At 73.3% G+C, this 17,103-nt stretch carries 17 protein-coding genes; 8 read left to right on the plus strand and 9 right to left on the minus strand.

What is annotated here, in order from left to right; all coding sequences use genetic code 11:
• Positions 1-199 precede the first annotated feature (199 nt).
• Both ACIGYR_RS36665 and ACIGYR_RS36670 read right to left on the minus strand, forming a co-directional pair.
• Positions 200-955 (minus strand): ferredoxin reductase, encoded by a 756-nt coding sequence (locus tag ACIGYR_RS36665; RefSeq protein ID WP_399606852.1) that lies wholly within the window; start codon positions 953-955, stop codon positions 200-202.
• Positions 948-1,553 carry a sulfite oxidase-like oxidoreductase gene (locus ACIGYR_RS36670; RefSeq protein WP_391844017.1) on the minus strand — a complete coding sequence of 202 codons (606 nt, stop codon included), beginning with the start codon at positions 1,551-1,553 and terminating at the stop codon, positions 948-950. The genes ACIGYR_RS36665 and ACIGYR_RS36670 overlap by 8 nt, the downstream gene beginning before the upstream one ends.
• A 295-nt stretch (positions 1,554-1,848) precedes the next feature.
• Here ACIGYR_RS36670 and ACIGYR_RS36675 point away from each other — a divergent pair, with 295 nt between their 5' ends.
• A complete protein-coding gene (locus tag ACIGYR_RS36675; RefSeq protein ID WP_399606850.1) occupies positions 1,849-2,619 on the plus strand; it encodes a GNAT family N-acetyltransferase in 771 nt (256 codons plus the stop codon).
• Positions 2,620-2,622: 3 nt separating this feature from the next.
• Here the strand turns inward: ACIGYR_RS36675 and ACIGYR_RS36680 are convergent, their stop codons facing one another.
• The gene (locus ACIGYR_RS36680) at positions 2,623-3,021 is read right to left on the minus strand and encodes a MarR family winged helix-turn-helix transcriptional regulator (RefSeq protein ID WP_391844128.1); all 399 of its coding nucleotides are present in this window, start codon (positions 3,019-3,021) and stop codon (positions 2,623-2,625) included.
• Between the two features lie 126 nt (positions 3,022-3,147).
• Between ACIGYR_RS36680 and ACIGYR_RS36685 the strand changes: the two genes are divergently transcribed.
• Both ACIGYR_RS36685 and ACIGYR_RS36690 read left to right on the plus strand, forming a co-directional pair.
• Positions 3,148-4,224 carry a hypothetical protein gene (locus ACIGYR_RS36685; protein WP_399606846.1) on the plus strand — a complete coding sequence of 359 codons (1,077 nt, stop codon included), beginning with the start codon at positions 3,148-3,150 and terminating at the stop codon, positions 4,222-4,224.
• Positions 4,225-4,503: 279 nt separating this feature from the next.
• On the plus strand, positions 4,504-5,289 hold the full coding sequence (locus tag ACIGYR_RS36690; RefSeq protein ID WP_399606843.1) for a putative protein N(5)-glutamine methyltransferase: 786 nt from the start codon (positions 4,504-4,506) through the stop codon (positions 5,287-5,289).
• A gap of 249 nt (positions 5,290-5,538) precedes the next feature.
• Here ACIGYR_RS36690 and ACIGYR_RS36695 read toward each other — a convergent pair whose 3' ends face one another.
• Positions 5,539-7,617, minus strand: coding sequence for a SpoIIE family protein phosphatase (locus ACIGYR_RS36695; RefSeq protein WP_399606840.1), 2,079 nt, complete (start codon positions 7,615-7,617; stop codon positions 5,539-5,541).
• A 318-nt stretch (positions 7,618-7,935) separates the two neighbouring features.
• On the opposite strand from ACIGYR_RS36695, the gene ACIGYR_RS36700 reads away from it, so the two are divergent.
• Positions 7,936-8,817, plus strand: coding sequence for a hypothetical protein (locus tag ACIGYR_RS36700; RefSeq protein WP_399606838.1), 882 nt, complete (start codon positions 7,936-7,938; stop codon positions 8,815-8,817).
• A 207-nt stretch (positions 8,818-9,024) separates the two neighbouring features.
• Positions 9,025-9,396, plus strand: coding sequence for a hypothetical protein (locus tag ACIGYR_RS36705; RefSeq protein WP_391844027.1), 372 nt, complete (start codon positions 9,025-9,027; stop codon positions 9,394-9,396).
• A 4-nt stretch (positions 9,397-9,400) separates the two neighbouring features.
• On the opposite strand, the gene ACIGYR_RS36710 is transcribed toward ACIGYR_RS36705, so the two are convergent.
• Entirely contained in the window at positions 9,401-9,814 is a 414-nt protein-coding gene (locus ACIGYR_RS36710) for a tautomerase family protein (RefSeq protein WP_399606835.1), read from the minus strand.
• A gap of 161 nt (positions 9,815-9,975) precedes the next feature.
• On the opposite strand from ACIGYR_RS36710, the gene ACIGYR_RS36715 reads away from it, so the two are divergent.
• A complete protein-coding gene (locus ACIGYR_RS36715) occupies positions 9,976-11,991 on the plus strand; it encodes an FAD-dependent oxidoreductase (RefSeq protein ID WP_399606832.1) in 2,016 nt (671 codons plus the stop codon).
• 46 nt (positions 11,992-12,037) lie between these two features.
• Complete coding sequence (locus tag ACIGYR_RS36720; protein WP_399606829.1) at positions 12,038-12,595, plus strand: PadR family transcriptional regulator; 558 nt, start codon at positions 12,038-12,040, stop codon at positions 12,593-12,595.
• Between the two features lie 226 nt (positions 12,596-12,821).
• Here ACIGYR_RS36720 and ACIGYR_RS36725 read toward each other — a convergent pair whose 3' ends face one another.
• Both ACIGYR_RS36725 and ACIGYR_RS36730 read right to left on the minus strand, forming a co-directional pair.
• Entirely contained in the window at positions 12,822-13,370 is a 549-nt protein-coding gene (locus ACIGYR_RS36725) for a hypothetical protein (RefSeq protein ID WP_399607153.1), read from the minus strand.
• Between the two features lie 335 nt (positions 13,371-13,705).
• Positions 13,706-14,674 (minus strand): fibronectin type III domain-containing protein, encoded by a 969-nt coding sequence (locus ACIGYR_RS36730; RefSeq protein ID WP_399606826.1) that lies wholly within the window; start codon positions 14,672-14,674, stop codon positions 13,706-13,708.
• Positions 14,675-15,107: 433 nt separating this feature from the next.
• Here ACIGYR_RS36730 and ACIGYR_RS36735 point away from each other — a divergent pair, with 433 nt between their 5' ends.
• Positions 15,108-15,839 (plus strand): glycoside hydrolase family 75 protein, encoded by a 732-nt coding sequence (locus tag ACIGYR_RS36735; protein WP_399606823.1) that lies wholly within the window; start codon positions 15,108-15,110, stop codon positions 15,837-15,839.
• A 197-nt stretch (positions 15,840-16,036) separates the two neighbouring features.
• On the opposite strand, the gene ACIGYR_RS36740 is transcribed toward ACIGYR_RS36735, so the two are convergent.
• Positions 16,037-16,447: a PTS-dependent dihydroxyacetone kinase phosphotransferase subunit DhaM gene (locus tag ACIGYR_RS36740; protein ID WP_399606820.1), complete on the minus strand. Its 411-nt coding sequence runs from the start codon at positions 16,445-16,447 to the stop codon at positions 16,037-16,039.
• The gene (gene dhaL / locus ACIGYR_RS36745) at positions 16,440-17,048 is read right to left on the minus strand and encodes a dihydroxyacetone kinase subunit DhaL (protein ID WP_399606818.1); all 609 of its coding nucleotides are present in this window, start codon (positions 17,046-17,048) and stop codon (positions 16,440-16,442) included. The genes ACIGYR_RS36740 and dhaL overlap by 8 nt, the downstream gene beginning before the upstream one ends.
• Positions 17,049-17,103: the final 55 nt, after the last annotated feature.

Consider the following 17,103-nt stretch of genomic DNA (forward strand, 5'->3'; position numbering starts at 1 on the left):
CGGAGCCGGAGACCCGGGAGAGCCGGATGGCCGGTCCACCGCCCCCGCCGCGCACGCACACGAGCGTCCACACCCGTCTCGTACCCCGTGCGGAGCACCTCGCGCAGCCCGTGAACCGCCAGTTCCAGCCCATATGGCGCACAGCACGCACCATGAGCCCCACGATCGCGCGCCGGGCTCCGCCGCGCGACCCGGGCGCTCAGCCGAACCGCTCGATCCGGATCCGCTCCACGGGCTGGCCGGCCGCGACCAGCAGCCGGGAGGCATGCTCGGCGAACCCGTTGGATCCGCACACATAGGCTTCCCACCCACCGGCGGGCTGCTCGGCCAGGAGCGGCGCCACATGTGCGGCCGTCATACGTCCCACCGCCACGCCCGTCGGCGCGCTGCGGGTGAACACGGGCGTCGTCTCCGCGCCCAGTTCGGCCGCGTAGATCAGCTCCGCGGGACTGCGGGCCGACACCAGCATCCGCAGCGGGAGGGCGAGGCCGCGCGCCCGGTGGTACCGCACCATCGACATCAGCGGCACGACCCCGGACCCGGCCCCCAGCAGCAGCGCGGGCCGGTCGCCCGGCCAGGCGAAGAAGCCGCTCAGCGGACCGCGCACCTGGACCGTGTCCCCGGGCCGCGCGACGGTGTGGAACCAGCCGGAGACCTCGCCGTCGGGCACCCGGTCCAGGGTCAGCTCGATGTGCCCGGAGTCGTCCGGCGCCGACGCGATCGAATAGTGGCGCTGCGCCACATAGCCGTCCGCGGCGGTCAGCCGCAGCATCAGGTGCTGGCCCGGCAGATGCCCCGCCCAGGCCGGCACCGCCAGTCGGAACGTGGCGGCGTGCGGCGTCTCGCGGCGGATCTCCGTCAGCGTGGCGGTCTGCCACACCGTCGCCGCCTGGCCGTTCACGGCGATCCGCCCGGGCACCGCGAACCGCGTCACGGGAGTCGTCGTCTCAGTCACCGGAGTACCGCTGTTCCTGCCAGGGGTTGCCGCGCGCGTGGTAGCCGTTGCGCTCCCAGAAGCCCGGCTCGTCGTGGTCCAGCAGCGTGATGCCCGCGATCCACTTGGCGCTCTTCCAGAAGTACAGGTGAGGCACCAGGAGCCGGGCCGGACCGCCGTGTTCGGGCGGCAGTGGTGCGCCGTCGTACTCCCAGGCGATCCAGGCCCGGCCGCCGGAGAGGTCGGCGAGCGGCAGGTTGGTGGTGTAGCCGGTGTGGGAGTAGGCGAGGGCATGTGTGGCGGACCCATGTGGTCTGACCACAGCGAGGAAGGCGTCCAGCGAGACACCGCCGAACCGCACACCGAACTTCGACCAGCCGGTCACACAGTGGATGTCGCCGTCGTACGCCGACGCCGGCAGCGCGTGCGCGGCGTCCCAGTCCCAGGTGTGCGGGTGCTCGACCAGGCCGTCGATGCGGAAGGACCAGTCGGTGGCCGTGAGGTCCGGAGTGACCTCGGCGGACAGGACGGGCCAGTCGTCGCGCGCGTCGTACTGCCCGGGAGGCAGTCCGGGGTTGTGGTGGCGCGGGCGGCCCGTGAAGCCTCGCGTGACGTTCATGCTTCAACCGTACGCTGTCGCCCCGGGTGCTCCGCCCCAGGTCGGCGCCCTCATCGTTGCGGCCGTATGAACTCTTTCCGGGGCGGGGAATACCGGCCCGGCGGCACGCCTTGCCGATCGGTGCCGACTCCGGTGCGGCTCCGGTGCGCGGGTGACCCGCGCGAGAGACGCGCGGTGGCGGCGGGAGAAGACATCCGGGTGGCAGCACCGGAGACGGGCCGCTGACAGGACGAGAGAAGTGAGGACCGAGGATGCCCCAGGCGTACGTCCCCAGGAACGGGATCGAGGTGGCCGTATGAGCGCCGTGAGCCGCCCGGGTGGCCCCGGCCGGACCGCCGACGCGGTGCCGCACGTCCTCGACAACCCGGCCCTGGCCTCCCTGACCGGCCCGCACGCCCACTTCGCCGAGCGGCGCGGCCGGGTGCTGCGCTACCCCCTCGACGTCACGCCGTGGCTGGCGCTGCCCGACGAACCGGACGCGCGGGACTGGGCGGACCTTGCCGCGCTGGCCGGCCCCGGCGCCGAGATCCCGCTGCCCGGCGTCCACGGGGAGGTCCCCGGGGACTGGGAGATCACCTTCCGGGTCGAGGGCGTGCAGTACGTCGACGACGGCCTCGCCGCCGCACCGGACCCGGAGGCGGTACGCCTCGGCCCGGCGGACGTGCCCGAGATGCTCGACCTGGTGGCGCGCACCCGGCCCGGGCCGTTCCTGCCGCGCACCGTGGAACTCGGCACCTACCTCGGCATCCGGCGGGGCGGAGCACTGATCGCCATGGCGGGGGAGCGGCTGCACCCGCCCGGCTGGACCGAGATCAGTGCCGTCTGCACCGACCCCGCCTTCCGTGGCGAGGGCCTGGCCACCCGGCTGATCCTCGCGGTCGCGCACGGCATCCGGGAGCGTGGGGAGACCCCGTTCCTGCACGCCAGTGCCGCGAACACGGGCGCCATCAGCCTGTACGAGTCCCTCGGCTTCCGGCTGCGCCGCCGCACGGCGTTCCTCGAGGCGCGGGCGCCCGAACGGCTGGCCGACGGCCGTGCGGCGGTGCCGGTGCCGCAGCCCGGCTGACCCTCAGTCCGCGTCGGCGCCGGCCGATCCCGCGTTGTACCGCTCCAGGTAGGCCGCGAACCGCACCAGGTCGTCCGCCGGCCAGTCCGCGAGCCGCTCCCGGAAGGCGGCCCGGCGGCTGCGGGTGACCTGGGCGAGGATCTCCCGGCCGGCCTCCGTCAGATGCAGGACCTGGACCCGGTGGTCCTCCGGATCCAGCCGGCGCTCGATGAGGCCGGCCCGCTCCAGCGCCGCCACCTGGCGGCTCACCGTGGACTTGTCCAGGGCGTAGTGCGCCGCCAGGTCCGTCGCCCGGCAGCCGTCGCGCTCCTCCAGGTGGCCGAGCAGGGTGTACGACACCAAGGACAGCTCGGGGTGCATGCGGCCCGCCGAGGCGCGGGCCCGGCGGGCGAAGATGGTCATCTCGCGCTGGATCGTCTCGACGGCCGACTCCGCTGCGCTCACGGGAATACCTCCTCCGGCGTTCTAGTTGTATAGTACAACTTGAGTAGAGAGTTGTATAAGCCAACCTTTGGAGGGTCGCGCTCGATGAGGTCACCGGCACTGCGCCATGTGCTCACGCACCTGATCACCCCGCTGCTGATGTGCATAGGCATGGGGCTCGCGTACATGGGGGCGTTCGTCACCCCGGAGCCGCACCACCTGCCGGTCGCCGTCGTCGGCGCCGCCCCGAAGGCCAAGGTCTTCGCGCAGACGGTCAAGGACACCGCGGGGGACAAGCTCGACGTCCGTACGGTGACCACCCGTGCCGACGCCGTCGGCCTGCTCAAGTCCCGTGAGGTGACCGGAGCCTATGTGCCGAGTGCCGAGGCACCCGAGTTGCTGGTGGCGAGCGCCGCCTCCGACATGGGCGCCACGGCCGTGGAGAAGGTGTTCATGCCGGTCGCCGCCGAGGAGGGCGTGCCGCTGAAGGTCACCGACGTGGCCGAGCCGGTCGCCGACGACCCCACCGGACAGGGCCTGTTCTTCCTGCTGATCGCGGTCAGCATCGGCTCCTACGCCTCGGTCGCCGCGCTGGGCGCCGCGGGCGCCGGTCTCGCCATGCGGATCCGGGCGCTGCTCGCCCTGGGCGTCGCCGCGGTGGTGAGCGGCATCGGCGCGCTGCTCGCCGGGCCGGTGTTCCACCTCGCCCACCACGACCTCGCGGGCGTGTGGGGCATGGCCTGGCTGTACTCGGCGGGCATCCTCCTCATCGGCGTCGGCCTGCACACGTTCCTGAAGCGGTGGACCACACTGACCATGATGGTGCTGTTCGTCATGCTGAACTTCACCAGCTCCGGCGGTCTGTTCCGGCCCGAACTGCAGAACGGCTTCTTCGGCACCCTGCACGCCTTCTGGAACGGCGCGGGCTTCGTCGAGGGCATCCGCAGCCTGCTGTACTTCGCCGACGACGGCCTCGCCCGCAACGTGTGGACCCTCGCCGCCTGGCTGCTGGCCGGTGTCGCGGTGACCGCGCTCGCCGCCCTCCACGAGCACTCCCGCCGGCCCCACCACCACCGCGCCCACCCCGACACCGAGCGCGAGTCCGAGCCGGCCGCGACCGAGGAGGCGGAGAAGGCGGAGGAGGAGGCGGAGGCGGAACTCGAGGAAACGGTCGGCGTCTGAACACCCGCGTCCGGCACGGGAGGTGCCGCCGTCCGGGCCGGATGCCCGCAACCGGCAGGACGGAGCGGCCGACTCCCCGCACCCGGCGGCGGGCGGGCGTGGGTGCTGGGGTAAAGTGGCCGTCCGGTCGCGGACGTTCGCGGCCCTGGAAAGAGGAGGTGAGACCCATTACCGCTGTGTCGGACGGGGTGCTCCCTCCACGTGACGGCGCGGTACACCGGTAGCGGTGACCGCGGGAGCGCCCTGAAGGTTTTGCGCTCCCGAAAGGCTTCGGCTCCCATGCCCCTTCCCGTACCGTTCTCTTCGGCCGCCGCCGTCCGCGCACTCCGCGCCGCCGGGTGCGTCTTCGCCGAGGACGAGGCCGAGTTGATCCTCGCCACCGCCCGTACCCCCGCGGAGGCGGCCGGAATGGTGGACCGGCGCGCCGCCGGTCTGCCGCTCGAACAGGTCCTCGGCTGGGCCCGGTTCCACGGGCTGCGCGTCACCGTGGAACCCGGCGTGTTCGTCCCCCGCCGCCGTACCGAGTTCCTGGTCGACCAGGCGCTGGCCATCGCGCCGGACGCGACCGTCGTCGTGGACCTGTGCTGCGGTTCCGGCGCGCTCGGCGCGGCCCTCGCGCACACCCTGGGCGGGGCCGAGGTGCATGCGGCCGACATCGATCCGGCCGCCGTGCGCTGTGCCCGCCGCAACCTCGCCGCCTTCGGTGGCCGGGCCCACCAGGGCGACCTGTACGACGCCCTGCCCCCGGCCCTGCGCGGCCGGGTGGGCGTCCTGACGGCCAACGTGCCCTACGTCCCCACCGCCGAAGTGGCCCTGCTCCCGGCCGAGGCCCGCGACCACGAGCCGGCGGTCGCGCTGGACGGCGGCGCGGACGGCCTCGATGTGCTGCGGCGGGTGGCCACCGGCGCACCCGAGTGGCTCGCCCCCGGCGGCTGCCTGCTGAGCGAGACCAGCGAACGCCAGGCACCGGCCGCCCTGGAGGCGTTCGCCGCGGCCGGCCTGACGACCCGTCTGGCCGTGTCGGACGAGCTGTACGCACATGTGGTGATCGGTGTGCTGCCCTAGCTGCCCTAGCTGCCCTGGCCGTGCTGGCCGTCCTGGCCGGGGGAAGAAGGTGTCCGCGACCGACGTCCCGACGTCCCGACGATCCGCACGCGCGGGTCCGGCCGTACCTCGTCGGTCGTGCCGTCGTCGAGGGTGACACCGCCGTCACCTGGAGCGGGAGACCGTGCTGAGTCGCTGAGTCGCTGAGTCGCTGAGTCGCTGAGGCGCTGAGGCGGCCGGGTGGGGAGGCGTCCGCCGGGGCCGCGACGGCTACGGCAGGGGCTGCGCCCGGGCGATGAGCAGGGCCACGTCGTCATGGTTGTCCGGGTGGTGCAGCGTGCGCAGCAGGTGGTCGCAGGCTTCCTCCAGGGGGCGGGCGGGGTCGTCGAGGAGGGACAGCAGGAAGGCCAGGCGCTCGTCCAGCGAGTGACGGCGGGTCTCCACCAGCCCGTCCGTGTAGAACACCAGCTCGTCGCCCGGCTCGAAGTCGACCGTGACGGTGAGGAAGCCGACCCCGCCCACCCCCAGGGGCACCCCGGTGGGCAGGTCGAGCAGCTCCGGCGGGCGGCCGGGGCGCACCCGGGCCGGCGGCAGATGGCCGGCGTTGGCGATCCGGCACTGGCGCAAGTGCGGGTCGTGGACGGCGTACACGCAGGTCGCGATGGAGTGGTCCAGGCCCGAGGTCGTCTTGTCCAGGTGCTCCAGCAACCGGGCCGGGTCGAGGTCGAGCGCGGCCAGGGTGGTCGTCGCGGTGCGCAGCCGGCCCATCGTGGCCGCCGCGCTGACGCCGCTGCCCATCACGTCGCCGACGACGAGCGCGGTCTTGCCCCCCTCGAGCGGGATGACGTCGAACCAGTCGCCGCCGACCTCGCTGGTAGCGCCCGCCGGCTGGTAACGGGAGGCCACCTCCAGGCCGGTGGTGACCGGCGGATGACTGGGCAGCAGGCTGCGCTGCAGGGTCAGCGCGGTGTTGCGGGCGTTCTGGTACCAGCGCGCGTTGTCGATCTGCACGGCCGCACGGGCGGCCAGCTCGCGCGCCAGCACGACGTCGTCCTCGTCGAAGGGAGCCGGGTTGCGGGTGCGCTTGAGGTCGAGCGCGCCCAGTACCTGGCCGCGCGCGATCAGTGGCACCGCGAGGTAGGAGTGCAGGCCCGCCCGGCCGAGCAGCACGGCGGCCTCGGCGGAGCGGGCGATGCGCGGCAGATGCTCGTCCTTCACCTGCGGCACCAGCACCGCCTCCCCGGTGCGCACGCATTCGGTGACCAGGCGGTCGGGGGCGTACCGGGCGATCTGGCCGGGCAGGTCGGCGGCCCGTACGGCGTCCGTCCCGTCCTCCGGGCGCAGGGCGAGCGCCCGGATCACCGCCGACTCCGAGGGGCCCAGTGCGCTGGGCCGGCCCTCGACCACCGCGTCCAGCAGGTCCACGGCCGCCACGTCCGCCAGTTCCGGCACGGCGACCTCCGCCAGCTCGCAGGCGGTGCGCTCCAGTTCCAGCGTCGTACCGATCCGGGCGGAGGCGTCGGCGATGACCGCGAGCCGGCGCCGCGCGGCCTCCGCCTCCACGGAGGCCCGGTGCTGCTCCGTGATGTCGACCAGCGAGACGGCCACACCGAGCACGTTGCCGAGGATGTCCTCCAGCCGGTACAGCGAGTGCGACCAGGTGTGGTCCTCCTCCGGATCGGCCGGGGTACGGCCGACGAGCGTGCCGCCGATCAGCGGCGCGCCCGTCGCCAGCACCTGCCGGGCAGCCGCCTGCAGGGCGTGGACGTTCAGCAGCGGCAGCACCTCCGGCAGCGTCCTGCCCACGTGCTCGGCGGCCGGCACGCCGTTGATCACCTCAAGGGCCGGGTTCACGGAGACGAACCGCAGTTCGGTGTCGAGGACGGCGTAGCCGATCGGGGACTGCTTCACCATCCGCTCGGACAGTGCCACGTCCTGCTCCAGCCGCCGTACGGTCGACTGGTCGGCGGCCAGCCCGAGCGCGTAGACGTCCCCGCGGTCGTCCAGCAGCCGCATGTTGCGGAACTCCACCAGACGGGTGGTGCCGTCCTTGTGCCGGACGGGGAAGCCGCCGGCCCAGCTCTGCCCGGTGCGCAGCACGTCGGCGAAGAGCTTGGCGACCAGCTCGATGTGCTGTTCGTTCACCATCAGCCGGGCGGCGTACTCCCCGAGGGCCTCCTGCGCGGAGTACCCGAAGAGCTCCTCCGCCTGCGGACTCCACAGGACGATCCGGCCGTCGGTGTCCAGCACCACCGATGCCACGCGCAGGACGTCGAGCAGGCCGCTGGGACGCACCGGCCCGCGTGCCGGCTCGCCACTCTCCGTCGCAGGAGCCTCGGCTGCACTCATGCCACGCACCGCCTTCGCCCGTCCGCACGGCACGTCGTCCCCCGTACCGACTCCCCTTGATCTACCGCGCTCACACCCGACTCTCCGACGCCGTCGCCGTCTACCTCCACCATCCCTCAACTCGGCGGCGGACGTCCGCCGGAGCCGCCGTACCGGTGGTGCGCGCACCGCGGGGCCTCCTTGCCGAGACGGTACAGCGCCGTCCCGCGAGCCGTGAGAGTTCACGCTCATGTTGCTGCATTGGCCTGTACATGACTATCGCGCCACGCCAGACTGTCCGCCGACCGAGTGCTCCCCTCCCCGTCCGAGGAGTCCGCCATGCCCGCGTCCCTCCGGCAACGTTGTCACGGAGTCCTCGCCGGACTCGTCATCCTCGCCACCGCCGCCGTCGTGTCCCTCGTCACACCCACGCCGGCCGGCGCGGCCGACGGCTGGACGGAGACCGGCTCCGACCGCGCCGACCCGCTGACCGAGAGTCAGGGTCTGACGTCGGTGGAGGTCCCGGCGAACAGCCCCAACCGGTACACCGGCATCGGCACCGTCCCGATCGGTGTCTCCAGCCGCGGCTGGAACCACGTCGGCGACCCCGACGCCTCGTACAACGGCTACTACATCGAGCCCTACCAGCGGGACTCCGGCAACGCGAAGATGTACCGCGTGCAGACCCCCGGCGGCGCCTGGTCGGAGTACGTCCACACGCTCGGCGCGGGCGAGGCGCTGAACAACTCCTGGGACGCGATCTCGCCCGACGGCCAGTGGATGCTGTCCGGCGAGTGGGGCACGATGACCCGCCTGCTGGTCTTCCCGACCCCGGGCGTCAACCCGTCCACCTCCCCCTCGGCGAACCTCCCGCAGGTCTCCGCCGTCCGCCTGGACCACGCCGTGCGCGACGTCCAGGGCTGCGACTTCTCCGGCCCGACCACCCTGCTGTGCTCCTCCGACGACCCCGAGGGCAGCCTCTTCGGCCTCACCAAGCCCCTGCTCCAGATCGACCTGTCGGCCGCGCCGAACGGCACGGCGGACGTCTCCGGTCATGTCACCGCCCTGCGTCAGCTGCCGCTGCGCAGCTCCTGCTCGGGCGCCTTCGAGGCGGAGGGCATCGACTACGACCGACGTAGCGGCGTGCTGCGCGTGATCGTGGTCTCGCCCGGCTTCTGCGTGCTGACGGACAGCAAGACGTACAAGTTCTCGCGGGGCTGAGGCGGGGCTGAGGCGGGGCTGCGGCGGGGCTGAGGGCGGCCGAGGGCGGCCGGCGTGGCGACCCCGGCGCCGCGGGTGGCCGGGCGTGGCTGAGGGCGGCGGTCCGGGTGCGTATGAGGTGTGCGCGGCAGCCGGTGGTGCTTTGCTGGGGGTGGAAGCGGTCAGGCGGGGTACCCCGTTCCACCGCAGCGCGCGAAAGGAGCGATCATGGCAGACACGGAGCGGTCGCACCCCGAAACCGTCACGGTGGAGCTCAGCGGTTCCAAGGAGGACGCCCGCCTCGTCTTCAATGCGCTGAGGTCCTGCTTCGCCACCGACCGGGGCGCGGACGAGGACCCTCAGCAGCTTCACGAGACCCGGCCGATGGTGTGGCTCGGCACCTATGACGTCGCGGACGCCCGGGGCGGGGGCTGTCCGCCGGTTCACCTCGGCGACTCGGTCCAGGCGGACGTGCAGGGCGGCCCCTGGGCCGTGAACCGGTTCCGCACCACCCTGGACTCGATGTTCACCGTGGAGGAGACCTGTGCGGCCTCCGGCGACCAGGAGCGGGACCTGCACCTGCGCCTGGAGAGCCGCTGACCGGTCAGGACGACGCCCCGGCCGACCCGCCGTCGGCCGGGGCGTACTGCGCCAGGCCGTGGCCGAAGGACCAGTCGGCGTCGCCGTTCTCGGTCAGGGTGACGAAGACGTTGCGCGGCTCGGTGCCGGTGCGCTCGTGCACCAGCTCGGCGATCCGCCGGTACATCGCCCGCTTGCGGTCCACGCCGCGCCCGGCGCGCAGGGTGATCGCGACGAACACCACCGAGTCGTCCCGGTGGACACCGGGGTAGTCGCCGTGACGCATGGTGCCGGTGACGCCGTCGTGGCCGGTCAGCACCCGGAAGCGGTCCCCGGGCGGTACGCCCAGTGTCTCCACGAGCGCGTCCTGGACGGCCTGGCCTAGCGCGTCGAGGCGGGCGGGGTCGGCGCCGAGCGTGTCTATGCGGACGAAGGGCATGACGGAGCGTCCTTCCGGGCGGCGGATCGGTGTCACTTCAATGTACATACTAGTAGGTACAGAGTGGCCGGAGTCACCCGTCGTCGGTTGTGCAACTAGTTGCATAAAGCGTGGGACTTCCTCTACAACAAGAGGCGACGACACCGCGCACGGAGGGCCCGATGAGCCGTTACCCCCACCTGATGACCCCGCTCGACCTGGGTTTCACCACCTTGCCCAACCGTGTGCTCATGGGCTCGATGCACGTCGGCCTGGAGGAGGCCGAGCGCGGCTTCGAGCGGATGGCGGCGTTCTACGCGGCCCGCGCGCGCGGCGGGGTCGGCCTCATCGTCACCGGCGGCATCGCCCCCAACGACGAGGGACGGCCGTACGAGGGCGGAGCCAAGCTCACCACCGAGGCGGAGGCCGAGCGGCACCGCGTCGTCACCGAGGCCGTGCACCGCGAGGGCGGCCGGATCGCCATGCAGATCCTGCACTTCGGTCGCTACGCCTACCACCAGGACCTCGTCGCGCCGAGCCCGCTGCAGGCGCCGATCAGCCCGTTCGCGCCGCGCGAGCTGACCGACGCCGACGTCGAGCGCACGATCGACGACTACGCCCGCGCCGCCCGTCTCGCCCGGCAGGCCGGCTACGACGGTGTCGAGATCATGGGCTCCGAGGGTTATCTCATCAACGAGTTCATCGCCGCGCAGACCAACCGGCGCACCGACCGCTGGGGCGGTTCGTACGAGAACCGGATGCGGTTCCCCGTCGAGATCGTCAAGCGGGTGCGCGAGGCCGTCGGCGACGACTTCATCGTCATCTACCGGCTCTCCATGCTGGACCTCGTTCCGGGCGGCTCCTCGCTGGACGAGGTGATCACCCTCGGCAAGGCCGTCGAGGCCGCCGGGGCCACGATCATCAACACCGGCATCGGCTGGCACGAGGCCCGCATCCCCACCATCGCCACCTCCGTGCCGCGCGGCGCGTACACCTGGGTCACCAAGAAGCTCATGGGCGCGGTCTCGGTGCCCCTGGTGACCACCAACCGCATCAACACCCCGGAACTCGCCGAGGAGTTGCTGGCCGGGGGATACGCGGACATGGTCTCCATGGCCCGGCCGATGCTCGCCGACCCCGACTTCGTCGCCAAGGCCGCCGCCGGCACCCCGGAGGCCATCAACACCTGCATCGGCTGCAACCAGGCTTGCCTCGACCACACCTTCAGCGGGCAGATCACCTCCTGCCTGGTCAACCCGCGCGCCTGCCACGAGACCGAGCTGGTGCTCGCCCCCACCCGGCTGAAGAAGCGGGTCGCCGTCGTCGGCGCCGGCCCGGCCGGCCTCGCCTGCGCGGTCTCCGCGGCCGAACGCGGCCACGCGGTCACCCTGTTCGACGCGGCGAGCGAGATCGGCGGCCAGCTCAACGTCGCCCGCAAGGTGCCGGGCAAGCAGGAGTTCGACGAGACGCTGCGCTACTTCCGCCACCAGCTCGACGCGCACGGCGTCGACGTACGCCTGGACACGTGGGTCACCGCCGAGACCGTCGCAGGCTTCGACGAGGTCGTCGTCGCCTCCGGCGTCACCCCGCGCACCCCGGACATCCCCGGCGTCGACCACCCCCGCGTCCTCGGCTACCTCGACGTGCTGCGCGACGGCGCCCCCGTCGGCGACCGCGTCGCCATCCTCGGCGCCGGCGGCATCGGCTTCGACGTCGCCGAGTACCTCACCGACGGCGGTGACAAGGCGAGCGAGTCCCCGGAGACGTACTTCCGCAACTGGGGCGTCGACATGGACTACCAGGCGCCGGGCGGCCTCGCCGCGCCGCAGCGGCCGGCCCCGCCGCGCACCGTCCACCTGCTCCAGCGCAAGGCGACCAAGGTCGGCGCCGGACTCGGCAAGACCACCGGCTGGATCCACCGCGCCGAGCTGAAGCACCGGGGTGTGACCATGGTGCCGGGGGTGCGCTACGACCGGATCGACGACGCCGGCCTGCACATCACCGTCGGCGAGGAGAGCACCGTCCTGGAGGTCGACACGGTGGTGCTGTGCACCGGCCAGGAGCCGCGCCGCGACCTGTACGAGGCGCTGGTCGCCGCCGGACGCAGCGCGCATCTGATCGGCGGCGCGGACATCGCGGCCGAACTGGACGCCAAGCGGGCGATCAAACAGGGCACGGAGCTGGCGGCGGCGCTGTAGACGCCGGAGCGTGTTCCCGGCACCGGCCCGTCCCTAGGATGAACCCATGTCACTCCCGCACGCGATTCTCACCGCCCTGCTGGAAAAGCCGTCGTCGGGGCTGGAGCTGACCCGCCGGTTCGACAAGTCGATCGGCTACTTCTGGTCCGCGACGCACCAGCAGATCTATCGCGAGCTCGGGAAACTGGAGGCCGAGGGCTTCATCCGCACGCTGCCGGCCGAGCAGCCGGCCCGTGGGCAGAAGAAGAGCTACGAGGTCCTGCCCGCGGGCCGTGCCGAACTGGCCCGCTGGACCGCTGCCGCGCAGGACCCCCGGTCCATGCGGGATCCGCTCCTGCTGCGGCTGCGCGCGGCGGCCGTGGTCGGCACCGCGGGCCTGGAGGCCGATCTGCGCCGTCATCTGGAGCTGCACCGGCGGCAGTTGGCGGAGTACGAGGAGATCCAGCAGCGCGACTTCCCGCCGGACAGGGACGCCCCGGAGGACCGGCTGCGCCACCTGGTCCTGCGGGCGGGGATCGACCTGGAGACCTTCTGGACCCAGTGGCTCACCCACGCCCTTGCGGAGTTCGGCGAACTGCCCGTGGAGGGGCCGGAGCGCGGCTGACGGCTTGCGCCGTGTGCTGCCGCGCGGGGCGGAGCCCGGCGGATGGCTTGTGCGATTCGCTGACGCGCGACGAATGACTTGGGCCGTGGGCCGGCGCGCGGGGCGGGGCGCGCTGATGGCTTGGGCCATGCGGCGACGCGCGGTGGAGGGTTCGTGCCGTGTGCTGACGCGCGGTGGAGGGTTCGTGCCGTGTGCTGACGCGCGCTCGTTGCCCGGTGCCGGCGGTTCAGAGCCGGTACGGCTTCGAGCGTCGGCGCAGGACCCAGCCCGTGGCGAGGACTCCGGCGCCGACCAGGGCCGCGCCGATGCCCAGGGTCAGGGGGCCGTAGTCGCGGGCGGCGCCGCCGAGGCCGCCCATCACGCCCCGCGAGGGAGCCGCGGTGGACGTCGCCGAGATCGTAGGGCGGCTGCTGCTGCTGGACGCGGAGACGATCACGGACTGACTGCCGGCGGTAATGCCGCTGGAGCAGACCACGACCACGGTGTACGTCCCCGGGTTCACCCCCGTCCACGCCGCGGACTGGCTGATGGTCGTGCCGGACAGTGCCACCTGCCGGCCCTGGGCGAAGTTCGCCTGGCTGCTGGTGAGCAGGGCCGCGGTTCCCCAGCTGCTGTTGATCTGGGTGCACGCGCTGGTGACCACCGAGACCGTGGAGCCGGTGGTGCTGACCGAGATGCCCGAGGCCGCGGCGGACGGCCCGGCGAGCGCGGCCGGGAGCGCGGCGGCGGCCGCCAGGGTCAGGCCGGAGCGGAGCAGAAGTCGCGAGTTGTCCATGGGCTGGCCTCCGGCGGCACGGTTGGCGGTACGTCCCATGCGCCGCCGAGGGTAGGGAAGCGTCCGTGCTGCCTCCACCGCAGCCAACGCCGCGCCGGGCACCCACGCATGCGGGAGGAGGCCGGTCAGGTGACAGGTTCCTCCGTCCGGCGCAGGGAGAATTGCCGACGGTCCGGTGGGGAGGGCCCGTGGTCGGGTCGGGTGACGAAGGGGCGATGGGGCGACGGCTCGGCGGGGTGACGGAGCGACGGTTCGGCGGGGTGACGGGGTGACTGGGTGGCGGGGTGACGGGGTGACGGGCCGCCGGGGTGGCGGGGTGACGGGCCGCCGGGCGGTCAGCCGCCCGTGGTCACCGTTCGCTCCGTCGAGTAGCCGCCCCAGCTGCCGTCGGGCAGTCGCGCCCGCAGCCGTACCCGGTGCTCCTCCCCGGCCACGGTGCCCACGTAGAAACTGTGGTGTGCCCGGCCGTGCGGTGGCGTGCCGCCCCAGACGAGCGAGGTGGCCGCGGTGCCGTCCAGCTGGATCTGGTACTCGGTGATCACGCCGTCCGCGCGCGGCGGGTCCCAGGCGAGGTCGATGTAGTACGCGCCGTCGGAGCCGTGGGTGGCGGCGGTGAACCCGGTGGGTGCGGTGTTCCGGCCGTCGTCGTGGCCCGGGGTGGTGAGGGGGACCGGTGCGCCGGCGGGGGAGAGGTTGTCGGCGGCGTCCCGGGCCCGCACCGTGAAGACGTAACGGCCGCCGGGACGCAGCCCGGTGACGACGGTGGCGGTCTGGTTCCCGCCAACGCTGTGGATCTTCACTCCGCTCTGGTAGACGTCGTACGACACCACGCCCCGGTCGTCCCGGGACGCGCCCCAGGACAGCTGGACGGCGCGGCTGCCCACGGCTCGCCCGGTGGTCCTGTCCGGCCGGGTCGGAGCCGAGCGGTCGGCCGCCGTCATGGCCGGTGTCCGCGCCCGTACCGCCGGGCTCGGCGGGCCCAGCCGGCCCGCGCCGCCCCGAGCCCGCACGGTGAAGGCATACATGGTGGACGGCCTGAGCCTGGTGACGTCCACCATGTGCTGCACACCTGGTACTTCGGCTACCTTCGTGGTGCCGCGATAGACCTCGTAGGAGCGGACCCCCGCGTCGGGCGCCGCGTTCCACATCACGTGCACGCTCGTGGCGCTGCCCGCCGCGGCGGTGACCCCGGCCGGAGCCCCCGGCATCCGGCCCTCGCCGTCGTCGGCCCGGCTCCAGCCGCAGGACACGACCAGCAGCAGCGCCCCGCAGACCAGCACGAGCGAAGGGGGAACGCGTCGCACGGCGCCCTCCAGGACGGCCTCGGCATCACGTAAAGGTCCGGACCAATATGGCCCGGCCGGTGCGGTCGCAGCAAGGGGGCCGCGTTGGTGACCCTCCCCGGGCATTACGTATGCTTATCCTTCTGGCGGCTGAACTGCCCTACACGGCAGGGAAGTTCAGGCCGGTGGCGCGGACACGCTGTCGTCCCGATCCCGCGCCGGCGCGGGTGGCCGGGGGTCCGGCCCGGCACACGTCCCGGACCCCTGGCCCCTGTTGTCCCCTCGCGCAGAACTGCCCCTGGTGAACAGCCCTTCCCTGGCCCGCTGTCACCTACCGGGTGTCAGGAACGTGCTCCATCCGGCCCCTTCACGGCGGCCCCCGTGGCCGCACGCCCGGACCGGCAGCACAGTGTGCTCGATGTCCGCTTTGTCCCCAACGAGAGGGTCCCTCATCGTGCGTGTCCCGTCGCTGACGCTGGCCGCGGCCGGCGCCGCCCTGCTCGCCCCGGCGGCGCCGGCCGCGCCGGCCACCGCAGTCCCGCCTCCCCAGCGGCCCGTGGCCCATGGCGAGCACGCCGTCACCGCCGCCGACCTCGGCGAGCACGCCGTCACCGCCGCCGACCTCCTGTCCCGGGTCGGCGCGTGCAAGCAGCTCTCCCGGGGCCGGTTCCGCACCGACGCGGGCAACTCCGCGACCGTGCCCGTCTGCGGAACCCGTGACGCCGTCTTCTGGAAGGCCGACCTGGACATCGACTGCGACGGCCGGCCCACCGCGCGCTGCAACCGCCGCACCGACCCGGTGTTCGCCGCCGCCACCGCCTTCCAGCAGTCCGACGGCCGCCACCTGAGCGCCGAGAGGCTGCCCTACATCGTGGTCCCGGCACGCAGTCACCGCTGGAACGCCGGGCGGTTCGGCGTACGCGGAGGCTCCGTGGCCGCCGTCGTCTATCGCGGCCGGGTGCGGTACGCGGTCGTCGGTGACACCGGCCCGCGCGACCTCATCGGCGAGGCTTCCTATGCCACCGCCCGCGCCCTCGGCATCCGGCCCGACCCGCGCACCGGCGGGGTGCCCTCCGGCGTGACCTACATCGTCTTCCGGAACTCCCGGGTCAGCTCCATCGAGGACCACGCGGCGGCGGTGGCGACGGGGAAACGGCTGGCCAGGCGCTTCGTGGCACAACACTGACCGGCCCCGCGGGGTACCCCCGTGACGCCTTCCGGTAGCGGTACGCCTCCGCTGCCGCCTGCCACCTGCCGCCTGCCGTCTGCCGCCTGCCGCCTGCCGCGGTCTCGACCGCGGCCGGGTCGGCGCGCGCGGTGGCGGGGAAGGGCCGGTCAGGCGGTTCGGCGAGAGGCGCCGACCGGCCCCGCGGGGTGCCCCCGTCACGCCTTCCGGTAGCTGTACGCCTCCGCCGCCGCGGCCTCGACCGCGTCCAGGTCGGCGCCCGCGGCGGCGGTGACCACCGCGGCCACCGCGCCCTCGACGAACGGCGCGTCCACCAGACGTGTGCCGTCCGGCAGTTCGTCGCCCTCGGCGAGCAGCGCCTTCACCGTGAGCACCGCGCTGCCGAGGTCGGTGAGCACCGCCACCCCGGCCCCCCGGTTGACCGAAGCCGCCGCGGCGGCGATCAGCTCGGCGCTGGTGCCGAGTCCGCCGCCCTCGGTGCCGCCCGCAGGGGCCACCGGCACCGCGGTCGCGCCGCCCGCCAGGCCCTTCGCCAGTTCCCCGACCGAGGCGGCCACTTCAGCGCTGTGCGACACCAGCACGATCCCGACCAACCTCTCCTCACTCACCGTCCGCCTCCGCCGTGTCGGCCAGCGCGGCGATCAGCAGCGCCGACGAGGTCGCCCCGGGATCCTGGTGGCCGATGCTACGCTCGCCCAGATAACTCGCCCGGCCCTTGCGGGCCTGCAGCGGGATGGTGGCCTCCGCACCCTGCTCCGCGGCGGCCCGCGCGGCGGCGAACCCGGACGCCAGCGCGTCCACGGCCGGTACCAGGGCGTCGATCATGGTCTTGTCGCCGGGCGCCGCCCCGCCGAGTTTCATCACCCCGTCCACGCCCTCGCGCAGCGCCGCGGCCAGCTGCTCCTCGCCGACCTCGGCGGCATCGCCGAGCGCCTTGCCGGTCCGGCGCAGCAGGGTGCCGTACAGCGGCCCGGACGCACCCCCGACCGTCGAGATCAACTGCCGCCCGGCCAGGGTCAGGACGGCACCCGGGGTGTCCGGCGCCTCCTTCTCCAGGACGGCCGCCACGGCCGTGAACCCGCGCTGCAGATTGCTGCCGTGGTCGGCGTCCCCGATGGCCGAGTCGAGCGTGGTGAGCCGCTCCGCCTCGCGGTCGACGGACGCGGCGGCCGTCGTCATCCAACGACGGAAGAAGTCGGCGTCGAGCACTGTATCTCCTTGCCTGGTAGGGCTGTTGGCCTTGCGGCCGGATCGGTGACCGTTG

It is taken from the genome of Streptomyces sp. NPDC053076, from assembly GCF_044546845.1.
Classification (GTDB): domain Bacteria; phylum Actinomycetota; class Actinomycetes; order Streptomycetales; family Streptomycetaceae; genus Streptomyces.